The 16,576-nt window shown below is 72.6% G+C and carries 14 protein-coding genes; 9 read left to right on the top strand and 5 right to left on the bottom strand.

Translation table 11 applies throughout. The features are described 5' to 3' along the window. The first annotated feature begins 27 nt into the window (after positions 1-27). From KIS93_RS01010 to KIS93_RS00995, 4 genes are all read left to right on the top strand, one after another. Positions 28-1,785, top strand: coding sequence for an ABC transporter ATP-binding protein (locus KIS93_RS01010; protein WP_080037153.1), 1,758 nt, complete (start codon positions 28-30; stop codon positions 1,783-1,785). After that, the gene (locus KIS93_RS01005; RefSeq protein ID WP_222107159.1) at positions 1,782-3,692 is read left to right on the top strand and encodes an ABC transporter ATP-binding protein; all 1,911 of its coding nucleotides are present in this window, start codon (positions 1,782-1,784) and stop codon (positions 3,690-3,692) included. The genes KIS93_RS01010 and KIS93_RS01005 overlap by 4 nt, the downstream gene beginning before the upstream one ends. Then, positions 3,692-4,546, top strand: a complete 855-nt coding sequence (locus tag KIS93_RS01000) for an NAD-dependent protein deacetylase (RefSeq protein ID WP_080037155.1) — start codon at positions 3,692-3,694, stop codon at positions 4,544-4,546. Before KIS93_RS01005 ends, KIS93_RS01000 begins: the two co-directional genes overlap by 1 nt. 67 nt (positions 4,547-4,613) lie before the next feature. Then, positions 4,614-4,997, top strand: a complete 384-nt coding sequence (locus KIS93_RS00995) for a YchJ family protein (protein WP_080037156.1) — start codon at positions 4,614-4,616, stop codon at positions 4,995-4,997. A 10-nt stretch (positions 4,998-5,007) separates the two neighbouring features. On the opposite strand, the gene KIS93_RS00990 is transcribed toward KIS93_RS00995, so the two are convergent. The 5 genes from KIS93_RS00990 to KIS93_RS00970 all read right to left on the bottom strand — a co-directional run bounded on the left by KIS93_RS00990 (position 5,008) and on the right by KIS93_RS00970 (position 10,816). Then, on the bottom strand, positions 5,008-6,588 hold the full coding sequence (locus tag KIS93_RS00990) for a DUF4082 domain-containing protein (RefSeq protein ID WP_080037157.1): 1,581 nt from the start codon (positions 6,586-6,588) through the stop codon (positions 5,008-5,010). A 151-nt stretch (positions 6,589-6,739) separates the two neighbouring features. After that, on the bottom strand, positions 6,740-7,735 hold the full coding sequence (locus KIS93_RS00985; protein WP_080037158.1) for a LacI family DNA-binding transcriptional regulator: 996 nt from the start codon (positions 7,733-7,735) through the stop codon (positions 6,740-6,742). Beyond that, positions 7,732-8,613 (bottom strand): carbohydrate ABC transporter permease, encoded by an 882-nt coding sequence (locus KIS93_RS00980; protein WP_080037159.1) that lies wholly within the window; start codon positions 8,611-8,613, stop codon positions 7,732-7,734. Before KIS93_RS00980 ends, KIS93_RS00985 begins: the two co-directional genes overlap by 4 nt. Then, positions 8,613-9,497: a carbohydrate ABC transporter permease gene (locus KIS93_RS00975; RefSeq protein ID WP_080037160.1), complete on the bottom strand. Its 885-nt coding sequence runs from the start codon at positions 9,495-9,497 to the stop codon at positions 8,613-8,615. The genes KIS93_RS00980 and KIS93_RS00975 overlap by 1 nt, the downstream gene beginning before the upstream one ends. Next, positions 9,494-10,816, bottom strand: coding sequence for an ABC transporter substrate-binding protein (locus tag KIS93_RS00970; protein ID WP_080037161.1), 1,323 nt, complete (start codon positions 10,814-10,816; stop codon positions 9,494-9,496). Before KIS93_RS00970 ends, KIS93_RS00975 begins: the two co-directional genes overlap by 4 nt. A gap of 181 nt (positions 10,817-10,997) precedes the next feature. Between KIS93_RS00970 and KIS93_RS00965 the strand changes: the two genes are divergently transcribed. The 5 genes from KIS93_RS00965 (at position 10,998) to KIS93_RS00945 (ending at position 16,547) form a co-directional block, all read left to right on the top strand. After that, positions 10,998-12,983 (top strand): beta-galactosidase, encoded by a 1,986-nt coding sequence (locus tag KIS93_RS00965; protein ID WP_080037162.1) that lies wholly within the window; start codon positions 10,998-11,000, stop codon positions 12,981-12,983. Between the two features lie 9 nt (positions 12,984-12,992). Continuing rightward, the gene (locus KIS93_RS00960; protein WP_080037163.1) at positions 12,993-14,099 is read left to right on the top strand and encodes a glycoside hydrolase family 53 protein; all 1,107 of its coding nucleotides are present in this window, start codon (positions 12,993-12,995) and stop codon (positions 14,097-14,099) included. A gap of 88 nt (positions 14,100-14,187) precedes the next feature. Then, on the top strand, positions 14,188-14,652 hold the full coding sequence (locus tag KIS93_RS00955) for an RrF2 family transcriptional regulator (RefSeq protein ID WP_080037164.1): 465 nt from the start codon (positions 14,188-14,190) through the stop codon (positions 14,650-14,652). A 70-nt stretch (positions 14,653-14,722) separates the two neighbouring features. Further along, positions 14,723-15,895 (top strand): globin domain-containing protein, encoded by a 1,173-nt coding sequence (locus tag KIS93_RS00950; RefSeq protein WP_080037165.1) that lies wholly within the window; start codon positions 14,723-14,725, stop codon positions 15,893-15,895. A 16-nt stretch (positions 15,896-15,911) separates the two neighbouring features. Next, positions 15,912-16,547, top strand: coding sequence for a nitroreductase family protein (locus KIS93_RS00945; protein ID WP_080037166.1), 636 nt, complete (start codon positions 15,912-15,914; stop codon positions 16,545-16,547). The last annotated feature ends 29 nt before the right edge of the window (positions 16,548-16,576 follow it).

The raw sequence follows: 16,576 nt of genomic DNA, 5'->3' as shown, positions 1-16,576 counted from the left end.
CCTCCAACGCAAAGGGCATGACGCTTCTTGAGATCGGTCGATCCCGAGGTCCCCTCATCATCAGCTGAACCTTCCGTCCTCCGCCTGCTCCGCCCCGGACCGGGCGCCACTGCCGCGCTGGCCGCCGCCATCGCCGCCGCGACCGCGCTCCCGCTGGCCATGCCGCAGCTGACCCGGCGCTTCGTCGACGACGCCGCCGGCGGCGCCGGGCTCCGGCACCTGACGCTGCTCGCCCTCGGCTACCTCGCGCTCGCCGTGGCCGGCCAGGCCGCCAGGATGGCGACCGCGTGGCTGGCGGGCAGGCTCGCCTGGGACGGCACCAACCGCCTGCGCGAGCGCCTGGCCGGGCACGCGCTCGGCCTCGACCTGTCCTTCCACGGCCGGCACACCCCCGGCGAGCTGATCGAGCGGGTGGACGGCGACGTCGTCGCGGTCGCCGACTTCGTGGTGGCGTTCCTGCTGGACGTGGTGGCCAGCGTGCTGCTGCTGTCCGGCGTGGTCGTCGTCGTGCTCGCCATGGACTGGCGCATCGGGGCGGTGCTGCTCGTGTACTGCCTGCTCGTCGGGTATGGCATGGCGCGCGCCCAGCGGCTGGCGGTGCCGTCGGCGGCCCGCTCGCGGGCGGCGAGCGCCACCCTGTTCGGCACCCTGGAGGAGCGCCTGGCCGGCGCCGAGGACCTGCGCGCCAACGGCGCCGGCGAGCACACCGTGCGCCGCTTCCACCAGGTCAGCGCCGCCCTCTTCCGCGCCGAGCACCGCGACGCCCGCATCGGCACCATGCTGCTGGCCGGCACGTCCGTGGCGTTCGCCGCGGGCACGGCCATCATGCTGAGCCTGGCGGCGTGGGTCATGGAGACCGGCGCGCTCACGGCCGGCACGGCCGTGCTGCTCTTCCAGTACACGCTCATGGTGCGGGCGCCGTTCGAGCGGCTGATCGGCCAGATCAGGCAGTACCAGGCGGCCCTGGCCGGGCTGGCGCGCATCGCGGCGCTGCTCGCCGAGCGGCCCGCGCTGACCCCCGGCACGCGCCCGCTGCCCGCCGCCGGCGCGCTCGCCCTGCGCGTCGAGAACGTCGCCTTCTCCTACCCGGACGACGACGAGCAGGTGCTGTCCGGCATCGACGTCACGCTCGCGCCCGGCGAGACGCTGGGCCTGGTGGGGCGCACCGGCAGCGGCAAGACCACCCTGGCCCGGCTCGTGCTGCGGCTGCACGACCCCGTCGAGGGCGCCGTCCGGGTGGGCGGCGTGGACCTGCGCGCGGCCGACCCGCGCTCGCTGCGGGCCAGGGTCGCCGTCGTCACGCAGGACGTGCAGCTCTTCACGGCCAGCGTGCGCGACAACCTGACCCTGTTCCGGCCCTCGCCCGGCGACGCCCGGTTGATGGAGGTGCTGGACGAGGTCGGGCTCGGCACCTGGGCGGCCGGGCTGCCCGACGGCCTGGACACCGTGCTCGACGCCGGGTCCGGCAGCGTGTCGGCGGGGCAGGCGCAGTTGCTCGCGTTCGCGCGGGCGTTCCTCACCGATCCCGGGCTGGTCGTGCTCGACGAGGCGTCCAGCCGCCTCGACCCGGCCACGGAGCGCCGCATCGAGGACGGCATCGGCCGCCTGCTCGACGGCAGGACCGGGGTGATCATCGCGCACCGGTTGTCGTCGCTGTCCCGCGTGGACAAGATCGCGGTGCTCGACCGGGGCAAGATCGTCGAGTACGGCCGCAGGGACGAGCTGGCGGCCGACCCGGACAGCCGGTTCGGGCGGCTGCTCGACCTGGCGGGGGTGGGCCGATGAGCAGGTCCGGCCTCGATGAGCGGGCCCGTGCTCGGCGCGGCGGCGGTGGCCCGACGAGCAGGCCCATGCGGCCGGTGATGCGGGTGGCCGTCCGGCTGGCCGCGTTCGACCTGCGCCGGTACGTCGTCGGCGCGCTGCTGTGGCTGCCCGTGCACGTCATCCCGCTGGCCGGCGGGCTCGTCCTGCAGCGGGTGCTCGACCAGATCAGCGGGCACCAGGACGCCACCCTGCGCGCCACGCTGTGGTGGTGCGCGGCGTTCGTGGCGGTCGAGCTGGTCCGCGGGGTGGTGATCGTCGTCGCGTGGACGTACGGCGTGTACTGGTGGACCGCGGCGGCCACGCTGCTGCGCGCCAACGTGCTGCGCTCCGTGCTGACCGCGCGCGGGCCCGCCGCCGCCCGGCTGCCGCACTCCTCGGGCGAGGCCGTCGCCCGGCTGCGGGACGACGTCGCCGACACGGTGGACTTCACCGACGAGAGCGTCAGCCTGATGGGCACCACGTTGTTCGCCGCCGCGGCCCTGCCCATCATGGCGGCCGTCGATCCCGTGATCACCCTGGTGCTGGTCCTGCCGATGGTCGCGGTCGGGGTGCTGAGCCGGACGATGCGGCGGGCCGTGGCGCGGCTGCACCGGCGGGCCAGGCGGCTCGGCGCGGGCGTGACGGCGTACGTGGGCGAGCTGTTCGGGGGTGTGCTCGCGCTCAAGACGGCGGGCGCCGAGGCCGCGGCCCTGGAGCGGCTGCGCGCGCAGAACCGGCGGCGGCGCGACGCGGCCGTCCGCGACCGCATGGCCACCGACCTGCTGGACGCGGCCACCACCGCGACCGTCGAGCTCAGCGTCGGGCTCGTGCTGCTCCTGGCCGCGCCCGCCATGCGCGGCGGCGGTTTCACCGTGGGGGACCTGGCGCTGTTCACCTCCTACATCGGCTGGCTCACCGCGTTGCCCCGCTCGATCGGCACGGCCCTCTACCGGCTGCCGCAGGCGGCGGTCGCCACGGAGCGCCTGACCGCGCTCATGGCGCCGCACGAGGACACCGGCGCCCTGGTGCGCGGCACGGACGTCTGGCTGCGCGACGACCCCCCACCCGCCCCGCCCCAGCCTCGACACGCGCCGCCCGCTCCGTCCCAGCCCCGGCACGCACCGCCCGCCCCGCTCCAGCCCCGGCACGGCGACCCGCTGCGGGTGCTCGAAGCGCGCGGGCTGACCGTGGGCGGCCGGCTGCACGGCGTCGACCTGCGGATCGAGCGCGGCTCGTTCACGGTGGTCACGGGGGCCGTGGGGGCGGGCAAGAGCACGCTGGTGCGGGCCCTGCTCGGCCTCCTGCCACTGGACGCGGGCACGATCTCGTGGAACGGCGTGCCCGTCGCGGACCCGGGCACGTTCCTCGTCCCGGGCCGGACGGCGTACGCGGGCCAGGTGCCCCGCCTGTTCTCGGCGACGTTGCGGGAGAACCTGCTGCTCGGCCTGCCCGCCAGCGACGACGACGCCCGCCGGGCGCTGGAGCTGGCGGTGTTCGAGCGGGACCTGGCCGCGATGCCCGACGGGCTCGGGACGGTGGTCGGGCCGCGCGGGGTGCGGCTGTCGGGCGGGCAGGTGCAGCGCGTCACCGCCGCCCGCGCCCTCGTCCGCGACCCGGACCTGCTGGTGGTGGACGACCTGTCGTCCGCGCTGGACGTCGAGACCGAGCGGCTCCTGTGGGAGCGGATCGCCGGGCGCGGCCCCGGGACCGTCCTGGTCGTCTCGCACCGGCAGGCCGCGCTCGAACGCGCCGACCAGGTGATCGTCCTGGATCGGGGGCGCGTCGCCGGTCGCGGGCGGCTGCCGGAGCTGCTGGAGAGCTGCCCCGAGATGCGGCGGCTCTGGCACGCCGAGCTGATCGCGGAGGCGGAGGAGCAGGCCGGCGACTGATGCACCATGGAGGGGTGACACCAAGCACCACGAAGGTGACGGAGCTGGCCGAGCTGGTCGCCGGGGGACGGGTGGCCGTGCTCAGCGGGGCCGGGCTGTCGACCGAGTCGGGCATTCCCGACTACCGGGGGCCGACGGGGCGGGCCAGGCGGGCCGAGCCGATGACGTACCAGCGCTTCGTCGGCAGCGCCGAGGCCCGGCAGCGTTACTGGGCGCGCAGCCACGTCGGCTGGCGGCAGATCGGCGGCGCCCGCCCCAACGCCGGGCACCGGGCGGTGGCCGAGCTGGAGCGGCGCGGCCTGCTGGCCGGCATCGTCACCCAGAACGTCGACGGCCTGCACCAGGCGGCCGGCGCCCGGCGGGTGATCGAGCTGCACGGCGGGCTCGACCGCGTCGTGTGCCTGTCCTGCCGCGAGCGCACCCCGCGCGCAGAGCTGGAGCGCCGCCTGCGCGAGGCCAACCCCGGCTGGGAGGCCACCAGCGCGCAGATCAACCCCGACGGCGACGCCGTGCTGACCGACGAGCAGGTGGCCGGGTTCCGCGTGGTCGACTGCACGGGCTGCGGCGGCGTGCTCAAGCCCGACGTGGTGTTCTTCGGCGAGAACGTGCCCAAGCCGCGCGTGGACGAGTGCTTCGCCGTGGTGGGCGGGGCGCGGGCGCTGCTCGTGCTCGGGTCGTCGCTGGCGATCAGGTCGGGGCTGCGGTTCGTGACGAAGGCCGCCGCGCTCGGCCTGCCCATCGCGATCGTCAACCAGGGCCCGACGGGCGGCGACGCCGACGCCACGCTCACCCTGGACGCCCCGCTCGGCCGCACCCTGACCGACCTGGCCGACCGCCTCGGAGCCGCCTGCTGACGGGTCCCCGACCGACCCGGGTGAGTGGCGGGCGCCGCACGGGTGCGCGGGCGGCAGAATAGGGCGCATGCCTCCTCGTACGTGCCCGTGCGGCCGGCCCGCCCCCTACCAGGACTGCTGCGGCCGCCTCCACCGGGGCGAAGCCGCCGCCACCACCGCCGAGCAGCTCATGCGCTCCCGGTTCAGCGCCTTCGCGATGGGGGACACCGCGTACCTGCTGCGCACCTGGCACCCCGCCGACCGCCCGGCCCGGCTCGACCTCGACCGGCGGGTCACGTGGGTGCGGCTGGAGGTGCTGGAGAGCACCGGCGGCAGCGTCGTGCACACCGAGGGCACCGTCCGCTTCCGCGCCCACTACGTGGAGCGCGGGAAGCCGGGCGAGATGGAGGAGCACAGCAGGTTCGTCCGCCTGGACGGCCGCTGGGTCTACGCGGGCGCGCTGAACGGCTGACGCCGGCCGGTCACTCGACGCAGTGGGGCAGCGTCTTCACCGTCTTGGTGATGCGGTAGTCCTGGTCGATGGTGACGACGGCGTTGCCGGCGCCCCAGTCGATGTTCTCGCAGGTGTCCTCGGAGCTGACGGCGCCGAAGTCCCACGCCTCATGGACGATCTTGTTCCCCGCCACCTGCCACTTCGGCCCGGAGTGCCACTTCAGCAGCAGGCTGTAGTTGCCGCCGGCCACCAGGTTGTCGGAGACAGTGACCGCGCTGAGGTTCTTGTCCACCAGGTTGATCGGGTCGGAGTGCTCCGGGGCCTGCCGCTGGTCGATCGTGTTGTGGTCGAACACCAGGCCGCTGCACACGATCTTGCCGGGGCAGTACGCCTGGATACCGTCGGAGTGGCTGGTGGGCGGGCCGCACAGCTTCACGTAGGAGTCGCGGACGACGACGTTCTTGCCCGACATGCGGAAGCCGTCGTCGAAGCCGCGCACGCTGATGCGCTCGGCCCTGAAGTTCTTCTCGCCGACGGCCGGGTTGATGCTGCAGCCACTGGGTGGGCCGACCGTGGAGTCGGTGATGGTGAACGAGCCGCCCGTCTCCCAGTTGGTGATCAGGCCGTCGATCTGGCTGTTCCTGATGACCACATCGCTGGCGGTGATGATGAGGTCGCCGGTGATGTGCTGCCCGTCGATGACCTGGCCGTTCTTGGCGGCGGTGACGTTCCCCTTGACGGTGGTGAGCCGGGCGCCGGGCGGCACGCCGACGCAGGACGGGCGCGGGTGCCTGGGCAGGTCACAGTCGGTCTTGCTCGTCGGCGTCACGGTGGGTGTCACTGTGGGCGTCACTGTGGGTGTCACCGTGTGCGTCACGGTCGGCGTGGCGGTGGGGGTCGCGGTCGGAGTCGGGGTGACCGTCGGCGTCGGCGTCGGCGTCGGTGTCCGAGTAGGTGTCGGTGACGGCGAAGGGGATGGCGAGGGTGAGGTCGTGGCCGGTTGGAAGACCACGTCCACCAGATAGTTGTGACCCGCGCTCGTTCTCCGCGGAAATGCGCTGGAATCGTAGCTGTACACGCCATTGCGCGCCTGCGCGCGCAACGAATCGGTGCGCGGTGAATTGCGGGTGAAGTAACGCGGCACGACGGCGTAGCGCCCGTCGGCGCTGAAATACGACACCGTGTACGTCCGGCCGGGCACCAGCGCGACCCCCTTGGCGAGGCGCACCTCCTGCCACCCCTGCCGCGTCTCGGCCGTGACCGTCGCCCGGGCCAGCCGGTCGCCCCGGTCGTCCCAGAGGGCGGCGGTGTGCTCGGCGGTGCTGCCGGGGTTCTTGTAGAAGCGCAGCGCCGTCACGGTGCCCGCCCGGGAGGCGGTGAAGCGCATGCCCAGCTCGACGGGCCGCCGCCCGTTCGACAGGCGGGGCGAGGGCGTGGCGGTGGGGGACCAGAAGCTCTCCTCGGTCGCCCCGGGCAGCGCCGCGGCCGGCTCTGCCGTCACGAGGCCCGCCGCGAGGACGCCCGCCACCAGCGCGGCCAGGCAGGGCCGCCACCGGCGGAGCCGTGCGCGCCGCGCCGTTTCCTTGTCGACGTGGTGTGACCCGTTCACGAGCGGCCTCCATGGCAGGATTACCCCGATCAAGAATCGCGCCCATAGTGCCATGGCCGTGAAGACGCCCGCCGGGGTTATCGCCATTCACCGCTAAAAATGGGCCGTAATCGGATGGCGCTTAAACCCCGGTTATTTATCGACCGTGAAATCAGGCGGACTCGCGGATCACCAGCTCGGTGGGCAGGATCACCGGCTCCACGTGCTCGGCCCCGTCGATGAGCGCCAGCAGCAGGCGCAGCGTCTCCTGCGCCATCTGGGCCAGCGGCTGGCGGATGGTGGTCAGCGGCGGGTGCGTGGAGACGGCCACGGACGAGTCGTCGAACCCGCCCACCGCCACGTCGTCCGGGACGCGCCGGCCCGCCGCGCGCAGGGCCGCGAGGGCGCCGGCGGCCATGAGGTCGGAGGCGACGAAGACGGCGTCGATGTCGGGGGCGCGCTCCAGCAGCTCCTTCATGGCCCGCTCGCCGCTGGCCTGGGTCCAGTCGCCGTGGGCGATCAGGCGTTTGGTGGCCTTGCGGCCGAGGACGTCGGCGAAGCCCTCCAGGCGCTGGATGCCGCCGGGCGTGTCCATCGGGCCGGTGATCATGGCGATGCGTCGGCGGCCGAGGCCGACGAAGTACTCGGTCATCTGGCGGGCGCCGAGCCGGTCGTCGGCGGCGGCGTACGGGATGACGCTCTCGCGCCCGATGACCGGCCCGCAGGAGACGGCGGGCGGGCCGCTGGGCAGGGCGTCGAGCAGCGGGTCGCCCGCGTGCGTGGAGACCAGCAGCACCCCGTCGGCGTGGCCGCCGCGCACGTAGCGCACGACGCGCTCGCGGTCGCCCTCGTCGCCCGCCATCATCATCACCAGCGACAGGTCGCGCTCGGCGAGCATCCTGATGGCGACGCGGATGAGCGTGCTGTAGTTGGGGTCCTCGAACAGCTTCTCGTGCGGCTCCGACAGGACCATGACGACCGACCCGGTGCGCTGGGTGACCAGGCTGCGGGCGGCGCGGTTGACGACGTAACCGGTCTCGGAGATGGCCCGCTCGATGGCCACGCGCGCCGCCGGGCTCACGTACTTGTCCCCGTTGAGCAGGCGGGAGACCGTGCCGCGCGAGACCCCCGCGGCGGCGGCGACGTCGTGGATCGTTGGGCGTTTCATTTCACTGCTCCCGAGGACAGATCGGTCCTCCAGTATCGCTGCATCGTGAGGAAGAGCGCGATCAAGGGCACGATCGACAGGAAGGCGCCGGTCAGGATCAGGTTGTAGAGGGCGGGCTGGTTCGCGCCGGCGGCCAGCAGCGTGTAGAGGCCGACCGTCAGGGGGAACTTGCCGTCGTCGCCGAGCATGATGAACGGCAGCAGGAAGTTGTTCCAGATCGCCACGAACTGGAACAGGAAGATCGTCACCATGCCGGGCACCATGAGCGGCATCGCCACCCGCGACATGAGCCGCCACTCGCCGGCGCCGTCGATGCGGCCCGCCTCCAGCAGCGAGTCGGGGATGGCCGCGGCGGCGTAGATGCGGGCCAGGTAGATGCTGTACGGGTGCAGGATCTGCGGCAGCAGCACGGCCCAGTAGCTGTCGGCCAGGCCGATCTTGGAGAACAGCAGGTACTGCGGGATCGCCAGCACCACGGCCGGCACGAGGATGCCGCCGATGAGCAGGTTGAAGATGGCGTCGCGGCCGCGGAAGCGGTACTTCGCCAGGGCGTAGCCGGAGACCGCGGAGACGGCGGTGGACAGCAGCGCGCCGCCGCCGGCGTAGAGGAGCGTGTTGCCGGCCCACAGCCAGAACACGCCGTCGCGGTAGGCGAACAGCTCGGCGACGTTGTCGAGGAAGCCCGTGCCGAAGGAGAGGGTGGCGGTGCTGAACAGCTCGCCCGGCGACTTGGTGGCCGCGATCAGCACCCAGACGACGGGGAACAGGCAGTAGATCGCGCCGATGAGGAGCAGCGCGGTGGGCACGGCGCCGACCGGGCGGCCGATCAGACGGCCCGAGCCGGCCCGGGAACGGCGGTGTGAGACGGTCGCGGCCATCAGCCCTCCCTGAAGGCGTGGTGGCGCACCACGCGCAGGAATCCGAACGACAGGACGAGCGAGATCGCGGCGATGACGATCGAGGTGGCGGCGGCCGAGTACAGGTCGCCGGTGACGAACGCGTCGCGGTAGACCTTCATGAGCGGGCTCCACGTGGAGCTGATCGTGTTGGTCAGCGGGCGCAGCGTGGTCGGCTCGGTGAACACCTGGATCGTCGCGATGATCGAGAACACGGTGGTCAGGACGATCGCCGGGGCCAGGATCGGGATCTTGACGCGCAGGGCGATCTGCAGCTCGGAGGCGCCGTCGAGGCGCGCCGCCTCGTACAGGTCGCGGGGGATGGCGCGCAGCGTCGTGTAGAGCACCAGCATGTTGAAGCCGACGCCGCCCCACACGGCCACGTTCGCCATGGAGTAGGTGACGGTGGTGGCGCCGAGGAAGTCGACGTCCAGGACGTCCCTGATGGGGCTGAGCGAGGGCAGGTAGAGGAAGCCCCACAGCAGGGTGGCGGCCACGCCCGGCACCGCGTACGGCAGGAAGATCGCGATCCGCGAGAAGCGGGCCAGCCGCACCCGCGCCGAGTCCAGCAGCAGCGCGAACAGCAGCGCCAGCCCCAGCATCACGACCAGCACCAGCGCGCCGTAGCCGAGCACGCGCAGCCAGCCGCGCCACAGCTCGGTGTCGGCCAGGGCGGCGGCGAAGTTGTCGAACCCGACGAACACCTCCCGCCGCGCGCCCTTGCCCAGGCCGAGCCCCGACACCTTGGTACGGCGTGTCGCCAGGTAGACGGTGTAGCCGATGGGGACCGCGAGGAACAGCGTGAACAGCACCATCGCGGGGGTCAGGAACAGGTACGGCCACGGCCCCCTTCCGGAGCGCTTCATGAGGCGATCGTGAAGCCGGACTTGCGCATGTCGGCGACGGTGGCGTCCTGCATGCCCTGGACGGCGTCGGCGAACGGGGTGCCGTTCTGCAGCGCCTTGTCGAAGCCGTCCTTGAAGGCGTTGTAGGTGACGCCGACGTTCGGGCCGAAGGTGAAGCCGCGCGCGCCGGCGGAGACGGCGGCGGCCTGCTGCCAGAAGTCGGGCTGGTTGGAGAAGTAGTCGGGCGCCTGGCCGAGCGCCGACTGCGCCTTGGTGGCGGCCGGGTAGATGGCGGCCTCCTTGACCAGCAGGTCGATGGCGGCCGGGTCGGTGTTGAGCCAGGTGGCGAACCGGGCGGCGGCGGCCTTGTTCGGCGTCTTGGCCGACACGGCGGTGGACGAGCCGCCCCAGAAGCCGCTGTAGCTCTCGCCGGCGTTCCACTGCGGCAGCGGCGCGACGGCCCACTTGCCCTTGGCCTTGGGCGCGTTGCTGGACAGGACGCCGGGCGCCCACACGGCGGACGGCCAGGTGAGCAGCTTGCCGTCGTTGAGCGCCTTGTTCCACTCGGGCGTGAAGTACGGCATGTCGTCGATGGCGCCCTCCTTGACCAGCGCGCCCCAGTAGTCGGCGACCTTCCTGGTGGGCTCGTCGGCGATGGCCACCTTCCACGAATCGCCGCTGATCGACCACCACTGGGCGCCCGCCTGCTGGGCCAGCCCTGTGAACGCTCCCGGGTCCTTGCTGGAGAACGTCCCGAGGTAGACCTTCGGGTCCTTCTTCCTGACCGCGCGGGCCGCGTCGCCGTACTCCTGCCAGGTCTTGGGGACGGCGATGCCGTACTTGTCGAACAGGTCCTTGCGGTAGAAGAGCATCATCGGGCCGCTGTCCTGGGGGACGCCGTAGACGGCGTCGGTGCCGAGCGTGACCAGGCGCCACAGGCCCTCGGAGAACTCGCCCTTGATGGCGGCGGTCTCGGCCTTGAGGTCGGCGACGGCGTCGGCGGCGATGAACGAGGGCAGGTGCTGGTACTCGGCCTGCACCAGGTCGGGCGGGTTGCCGGCCTTGGCCGCGGTGAGGAACTTGGCGGCCGCGTCGTCGCCACCGGCTTGCTTGCTGACCGTGACCTGGATATCGGGGTGGGCCTCGTTCCAGACCTTGACGATCTTGTCCATGTTGGGGGCCCAGGTCCAGTACGTGAGCTTGACCGGGCCCTGGGCGGCGGAGGAGGCGGGCCGGCCGGTCGCCGCCTCGGGGCTCTGGGCGGGCTCGCCGGAGCCGCAGCTCGCGAGGGTGGCCGTGAGGGCGACGGCCAGGGCTGCTCCAAGGCGGTTGGCGCGCATTGCGTACCTCCAGGGGGGTTCTGTGAACGTGCACAGAGTGGAGCAGCGCCGAAACGGTCGTCAAGGGGTGTTACGTTCTCGTTAATGTCCTGCAAGAGCATGAAATTTGTGGATTGCTGTTCCCTTTCGGGCGGGTGGAGTCTTACTGTGCACGTTCACAGAAGCTTTTCGAGGGGGATGGATGTATCCGGAGCGTCCTGCCGGGATCGCCTATGGCGGCGACTACAACCCGGAGCAGTGGCCGCGCGAGGTCCTGGAGGAGGACGTCGCCCTCATGCGGGAGGCCGGGGTCAACCTGGTCACGCTGGGCCTGTTCTCGTGGGCGCTGATGGAGCCCGAGGAGGGGCGGTTCGCGTTCGGCTGGCTCGATGAGATCATCGACCGGCTGCACGCGAACGGCGTCGCCGTCGACCTCGGCACGCCCACCGCCGCCCCGCCCGCCTGGTTCGTCGCCCGGCACCCCGACGTGCTGCCGGTGACCAGGGAGGGCGTGCGCATCGGGTTCGGCGGCCGGCAGAGCGCCTGCTCCAGCGCCCCGGCCTTCCGCGAGGCGACCGCGCGGCTGGTGCGGGCGCTGGGCGAGCACTACCGCGGCCACCCGGCCGTGGTCATGTGGCACGTGCACAACGAGTACGGGGCGCCGCTCGGCGAGTGCTACTGCGAGCACAGCGTGGCGGCCTGGCGCGCGTGGCTCCGCCAGAAATATCGCGATATTTCCGCATTGAACGACGCCTGGGGCACCACGTTCTGGGGCCAGACCTACACCGACTGGGCCGAGATCGACGCCCCGCGCGCCAACCACACGACCGTCAACCCCGCCCAGCGCCTCGACTACGCCCGCTTCAGCGACGGCCAGCACCGCGAGCACTACGCGCTGCAGCGCGACATCCTGCGCGAGCTGACCCCCGGCCTCCCCGTGACCACGAACTTCGCCGGCACCGTGAACTGCAAGTCCACCGACCTGTGGCAGTGGGCCCGCGAGCTGGACGTGATCGCCAACGACCACTACCTCCAGGCCGAGCGGCCCGACAACCACATCGACCTGGCCATGTCCGCCGACCTCGCGCGGTCGGTGGCGGGCGGCCGGCCGTGGATGCTCATGGAGCACTCGGCGGGCGCGGTCAACTGGCAGCCGCGCAACCTCGCCAAGCGGCCCGGCGAGATGCGCCGCAACAGCCTCGCGCACGTCGCCCGCGGCTCCGACAGCGTGCTGTTCTTCCAGTTCAGGGCCTCGCGGTTCGGGGCCGAGAAGTTCCACTCCGGGATGGTGCCGCACGCGGGCACCGGCTCCGAGCAGTGGCGCGAGATCGTGCGGCTCGGCGCCGACCTGCGCAAGCTCGCCGGGCTGCGGGGAAGCCGGGTGCGGGCCGAGGTGGCGCTCGTGTGGGACTGGGAGTCGTACTGGGCGCTGGAGCTGGACTGGCGGCCGTCGGTGGACCTGACGTTCAGGGAGCGGATGGACGCCTTCTACGAGGCGTTGTGGCGCGAGCACGTCACGGTGGACTTCGTCCACCCTTCCGCTGATATTTCGGGGTATCGGGTGGTGGTGGCGCCCAGCTCGTACCTGCTGACCGAGGCGTCCGCCAAGAACCTGCACCGATACGTGGAAGCGGGCGGCCACCTGCTCGTGTCGTACTTCTCCGGCATCGTGGACGAGCACGACACCATCCACCCGGGCGCCCACCCGGGCGCGCTGCGCGAGCTGCTCGGCCTGTCGATCGAGGAGTTCCACCCGCTGCGCGAGCACGAGACGGTCACCCTCACCACCGGCGATCCGGCCCGCGTCTGGTCCGAACGCGTCCGCCCGGCGGGCGCGGTCACCGTCGAGGGCTTCGCCGACGGCCCCGACGCCGGCCACCCCGCCCTCACCCGCCACGACCTCGGCGCGGGCAGCGCCTGGTACCTGGCCACCGCCCCCGTCACCGGCCTGCGCGACCTGCTCGCGCGGGTGCTCGACCACGCCGGCGTGTCCCGCCCGCGCGGCCTGCCCGACACCCTCGAACTGGTGCGCAGGGGCGGCCACGTCTTCCTGATCAACCATGGCGACCGGCCCGTGACGGCCGAGGGGGTGAGCGGCGTGAGCGTGTTCGACGGCGTGCGGCACGACGGGCCGGTCACCGTCCCGGCCGGAGCGGTGACCGTCCTGCTGGAAACCCCCCGACCCTAGGGAGACCCGATGAAACGCGTCATCCTCGCCGCGCTGCTGCTGTTACTCACGGCCCTCGCCGCCCCCGCCCAGGCCCAGGCCGGGCCGGGCCGCCTGCCGATCAGAGGTGCGGACGTCTCCAGCCTGGCCAAGTCGGAGGCGCTCGGCGGCGTCTACCGCGACGCCGCCGGGCGCAGGGGCGACGCGCTGCGCATCCTGTCCCGGTCCGGGCTGAACTTCATCAGGCTCAAGGTCTGGGTGAACCCGGCCGACGGCTACAACACCAAGGCTCGCGTGCTCGCCATGGCCAAGCGGGTCAAGGCGCTCGGCATGGGCCTGCTCATCGACTTCCACTACTCCGACACCTGGGCCGACCCCGGCAAGCAGACCAAGCCCGCCGCGTGGGCGTCGCTGCCGTTCGCGCAGCTCACGCAGGCTCTGTACGACCACACCTACGACGTGCTGCGCGCCCTGCGCGACCAGGGCACGACGGCCGACATGGTGCAGGTGGGCAACGAGATCAACGGCGGCCTGCTCTGGCCGGACGGCTCCAACGCCGACTGGGCGAACACGGCGGCCCTGCTGAACGCCGGTTACGACGCGGTCAAGGCCGTCTCCGGCTCGACCAGGGTCGTGCTGCACCTGGCCAACGGCGGCGACAACGGCCTGTACCGGTGGTGGTTCGACAACGCGCAGGCCCATGGCATCCGCTACGACGTGATCGGCCTGTCGTACTACTCCTACTGGCACGGCATGCTCGACGCCTTCCAGGCCAACATCAACGACGTCGCCACCCGCTACGGCAAGCCCGTCGTCGTGGTGGAGACCGCCTACCCGTTCACCACCGCCGACGACGACGGCTGGGCCAACATCATCACCGCGGCCGAGCCGTACCCCGGCTACCGGGCCACGCCGCAGGGCCAGTCGGCGATGCTGGCGCGGGTGGCCGACATCGTCCGCGCCGTCCCGAACGGCCTGGGCCTCGGCCTGTTCACCTGGGAGGCCACGTGGACGGGCGTCAAGGGCAACGGCTGGGACCCGGCGGACCCGTCCTCGGGCAACGGCTGGGAGAACCAGGCCCTGTTCGGCTACGACGACCGGGCGCTGCCCGCGATGGCGGTGCTCGGCCGGCTCTGACGGAGGGTGGCCCGGCGGTCAGGCGCCCGGCCGGCGCCGACCTGCCGACGCGACCTGCCGACCCGGAGCCACCCCCTACCGTAGAGGTATGCGCCTGACCGCCTTCACCGACATCGCGCTGCGCATCGTCATGCGCCTGGCCGTGGCGCAGCCGGACGACCTGCTCACCACCCGCGCCGCGGCCGACCTGCTCGCCGTCCCGTACACCCATGCGGCCAAGGCGGTGGCCCGGCTGAGCGAGATGGGCGTGGTGGAGGCCAGGCGCGGCCGGGGCGGCGGGATGCAGCTCACCCCGGCCGGTCGCGGCACGACCGTCGGCGCCCTCGTCCGCGAGCTGGAGGGCGCCGGCGACGTCGTGGGCTGCGAGGATGACACGCCGTGCCCGCTGCGGGCGGCCTGCCGACTGCGCTCGGCGCTGCGGCAGGCGCAGGAGGCGTTCTTCGCCTCGCTCGACGAGGTCACCGTCGCGTCGCTGGTGGACGCGCCGACGGGGCCCGTGCTGCTGGCACTCATCCCCCGGAGTCAGGACCGGAGCCCCGCGAACTTAATATGAATCTCAGATGCTGATTTAAGCGCCGGGTGCCCCGACCGCGCGGCACCCGTTCACGTCTGGAGGTTCCCCCATGCTGTCCGCCAAAGCCGCCGAGCTCGTGCGCGCCACGCTCCCCGTCGTCGGCGCCGAGCTGGAGACGATCACGGCACGCTTCTACGACACCATGTTCGCCGAGCGTCCCGAGCTCCTCGACGGCCTGTTCAACCGCGGCAACCAGCGCAACGGCGAGCAGCGCAAGGCGCTGGCGGGCGCCTTCGCGGCCTTCGCCGGCGCCCTGGTGGCCGACCCGGGGCGGCGCCCCGACGAGCTGCTGGCGCGCATCGCCCACAAGCACACCGCCGTGGGCGTGACCGACGACCAGTACGTGATCGTGCACAAGTACCTGTTCGGCGCCATCGCCGAAGTGCTCGGCGACGCCCTGACGCCCGACGTCGCGGCCGCCTGGGACGAGGTCTACTGGCTGATGGCCGGCGCGCTGATCGCCATGGAGTCCCGCCTCTACGCCGAGGCCGGAGCCCGCGACGGCAAGACGTGGCGCACCTGGCGGGTGGTCGAGCGGCGCGAGGAGACCCCCGACACGGTGTCGCTCGTGCTGAGCCCCCTCGGCGACGGGCCCGTGCCGCCGGCCCGCCCCGGCCAGTACGTCAGCGTGCGCGTGACCATGCCCGACGGCGTCCGCCAGGTGCGCCAGTACACGCTGTCGGGGCACGGCCGCGACGGCCACCGCAGCATCACGGTCAAGCGGGTGCGCGACGGCGAGGTCTCCTCGCTGCTGCACGCCACCGTCAAGGAGGGCGACGAGCTGACGCTGTCGGCCCCGTTCGGCGACGTGGCGCTGGAGGACGGCGACGCGCCGCTCGTCCTGGTCTCGGCCGGCATCGGCTGCACCCCGATCGCCGCGATGCTGCGCCACCTCGCCGACACCGGCTCCCGGCGCAGGGTGCTGGTGCTGCACGCCGACCGCTCCAGGGCCGACCACGCGCTGCGCGCCGACATGGAGCGGCACACCGACGCGCTGCCCGCGGGCGAGCGCGTCTTCTGGTACGAGACCCCGAGCGACGGCGACCGGGCCGGCCTCATGGACCTGGAGGGCGTCGAGATCCCCGAGGGTGCCGTCGTCTACATGTGCGGGCCGGTGGCGTTCATGCGGGCCGCCCGCACCGGGCTCATCGCGGCCGGGGTCGCGCCCCGCGACATCCACTACGAGGTGTTCGGCCCTGATCTGTGGCTGGCCGCCGCCTGACGGGCATGATGGCCGCATGACGATCTCAGCGGACGAACTGCTCACCACGACCCGCAGCGTACGCAAGCGGCTCGACCTCACCCGACCCGTCCCGATGGAGCTGGTCCGGGAGTGCCTGGAGATCGCCCTCCAGGCGCCCACCGGGGGCAACGCGCAGCTCTGGCGCTGGATCGTGGTGACCGACCCCGCCAAGCGCGCGGCCATCGGCGGCTACTACAAGCGGTCGTGGGACACCTACTACGCCTCCGGCTCCTCGGCCAGGGCGCTGTTCAAGGACGACCCGGAGCGGGCGGCGGCGCAGGAGCGCGTGTCGGGCAGCGCCGCCTACCTGGCCGAGCACATGGGCGAGGTGCCGGTGCACGTGATCGGCTGCATGGCCGCGCCCCGGCTGCCCGAGGGCAACCAGGCCGGGCTGTGGGGCTCGCTGCTGCCGGCCGCGTGGAGCTACATGCTGGCCGCCCGCGCCCGCGGCCTGGGCACGGCGTGGACGACGTTGCACCTGGCGTACGAGAGCGAGGTGGCCGAGCTGCTCGGCATCCCCGGCGACGTCCGGCAGGGGGTGCTGCTGCCGACCGCGTACTACACGGGGGAGACGTTCAGGCCCGCCCGCCGGCAGCCGCTGGACGAGGTGCTGCACGTGGACGGCTGGTGAGCCCCGCAGATCACGAAAAATCCTGATGA

This window comes from [Actinomadura] parvosata subsp. kistnae, assembly GCF_900323885.1.
In the GTDB taxonomy this organism is placed as follows: Bacteria; Actinomycetota; Actinomycetes; order Streptosporangiales; family Streptosporangiaceae; genus Nonomuraea; species Nonomuraea composti.
This window is presented reverse-complemented; position numbering and strand designations above follow the sequence as displayed.

What these genes read in the sequence shown, in the direction of transcription:
- KIS93_RS00960 (WP_080037163.1), top strand. Translation starts at nt 12,993, where the DNA reads ATGAAACGCGTCATCCTCGCCGCGCTGCTGCTGTTACTCACGGCCCTC.
- KIS93_RS00985 (WP_080037158.1), bottom strand. Translation starts at nt 7,735, where the DNA reads ATGAAACGCCCAACGATCCACGACGTCGCCGCCGCCGCGGGGGTCTCG.
- KIS93_RS00970 (WP_080037161.1), bottom strand. Translation starts at nt 10,816, where the DNA reads ATGCGCGCCAACCGCCTTGGAGCAGCCCTGGCCGTCGCCCTCACGGCC.
- KIS93_RS00945 (WP_080037166.1), top strand. Translation starts at nt 15,912, where the DNA reads ATGACGATCTCAGCGGACGAACTGCTCACCACGACCCGCAGCGTACGC.
- KIS93_RS00995 (WP_080037156.1), top strand. Translation starts at nt 4,614, where the DNA reads ATGCCTCCTCGTACGTGCCCGTGCGGCCGGCCCGCCCCCTACCAGGAC.
- KIS93_RS00955 (WP_080037164.1), top strand. Translation starts at nt 14,188, where the DNA reads ATGCGCCTGACCGCCTTCACCGACATCGCGCTGCGCATCGTCATGCGC.
- KIS93_RS01005 (WP_222107159.1), top strand. Translation starts at nt 1,782, where the DNA reads ATGAGCAGGTCCGGCCTCGATGAGCGGGCCCGTGCTCGGCGCGGCGGC.
- KIS93_RS00950 (WP_080037165.1), top strand. Translation starts at nt 14,723, where the DNA reads ATGCTGTCCGCCAAAGCCGCCGAGCTCGTGCGCGCCACGCTCCCCGTC.
- KIS93_RS00980 (WP_080037159.1), bottom strand. Translation starts at nt 8,613, where the DNA reads ATGGCCGCGACCGTCTCACACCGCCGTTCCCGGGCCGGCTCGGGCCGT.
- KIS93_RS00965 (WP_080037162.1), top strand. Translation starts at nt 10,998, where the DNA reads ATGTATCCGGAGCGTCCTGCCGGGATCGCCTATGGCGGCGACTACAAC.
- KIS93_RS00975 (WP_080037160.1), bottom strand. Translation starts at nt 9,497, where the DNA reads ATGAAGCGCTCCGGAAGGGGGCCGTGGCCGTACCTGTTCCTGACCCCC.
- KIS93_RS01000 (WP_080037155.1), top strand. Translation starts at nt 3,692, where the DNA reads ATGCACCATGGAGGGGTGACACCAAGCACCACGAAGGTGACGGAGCTG.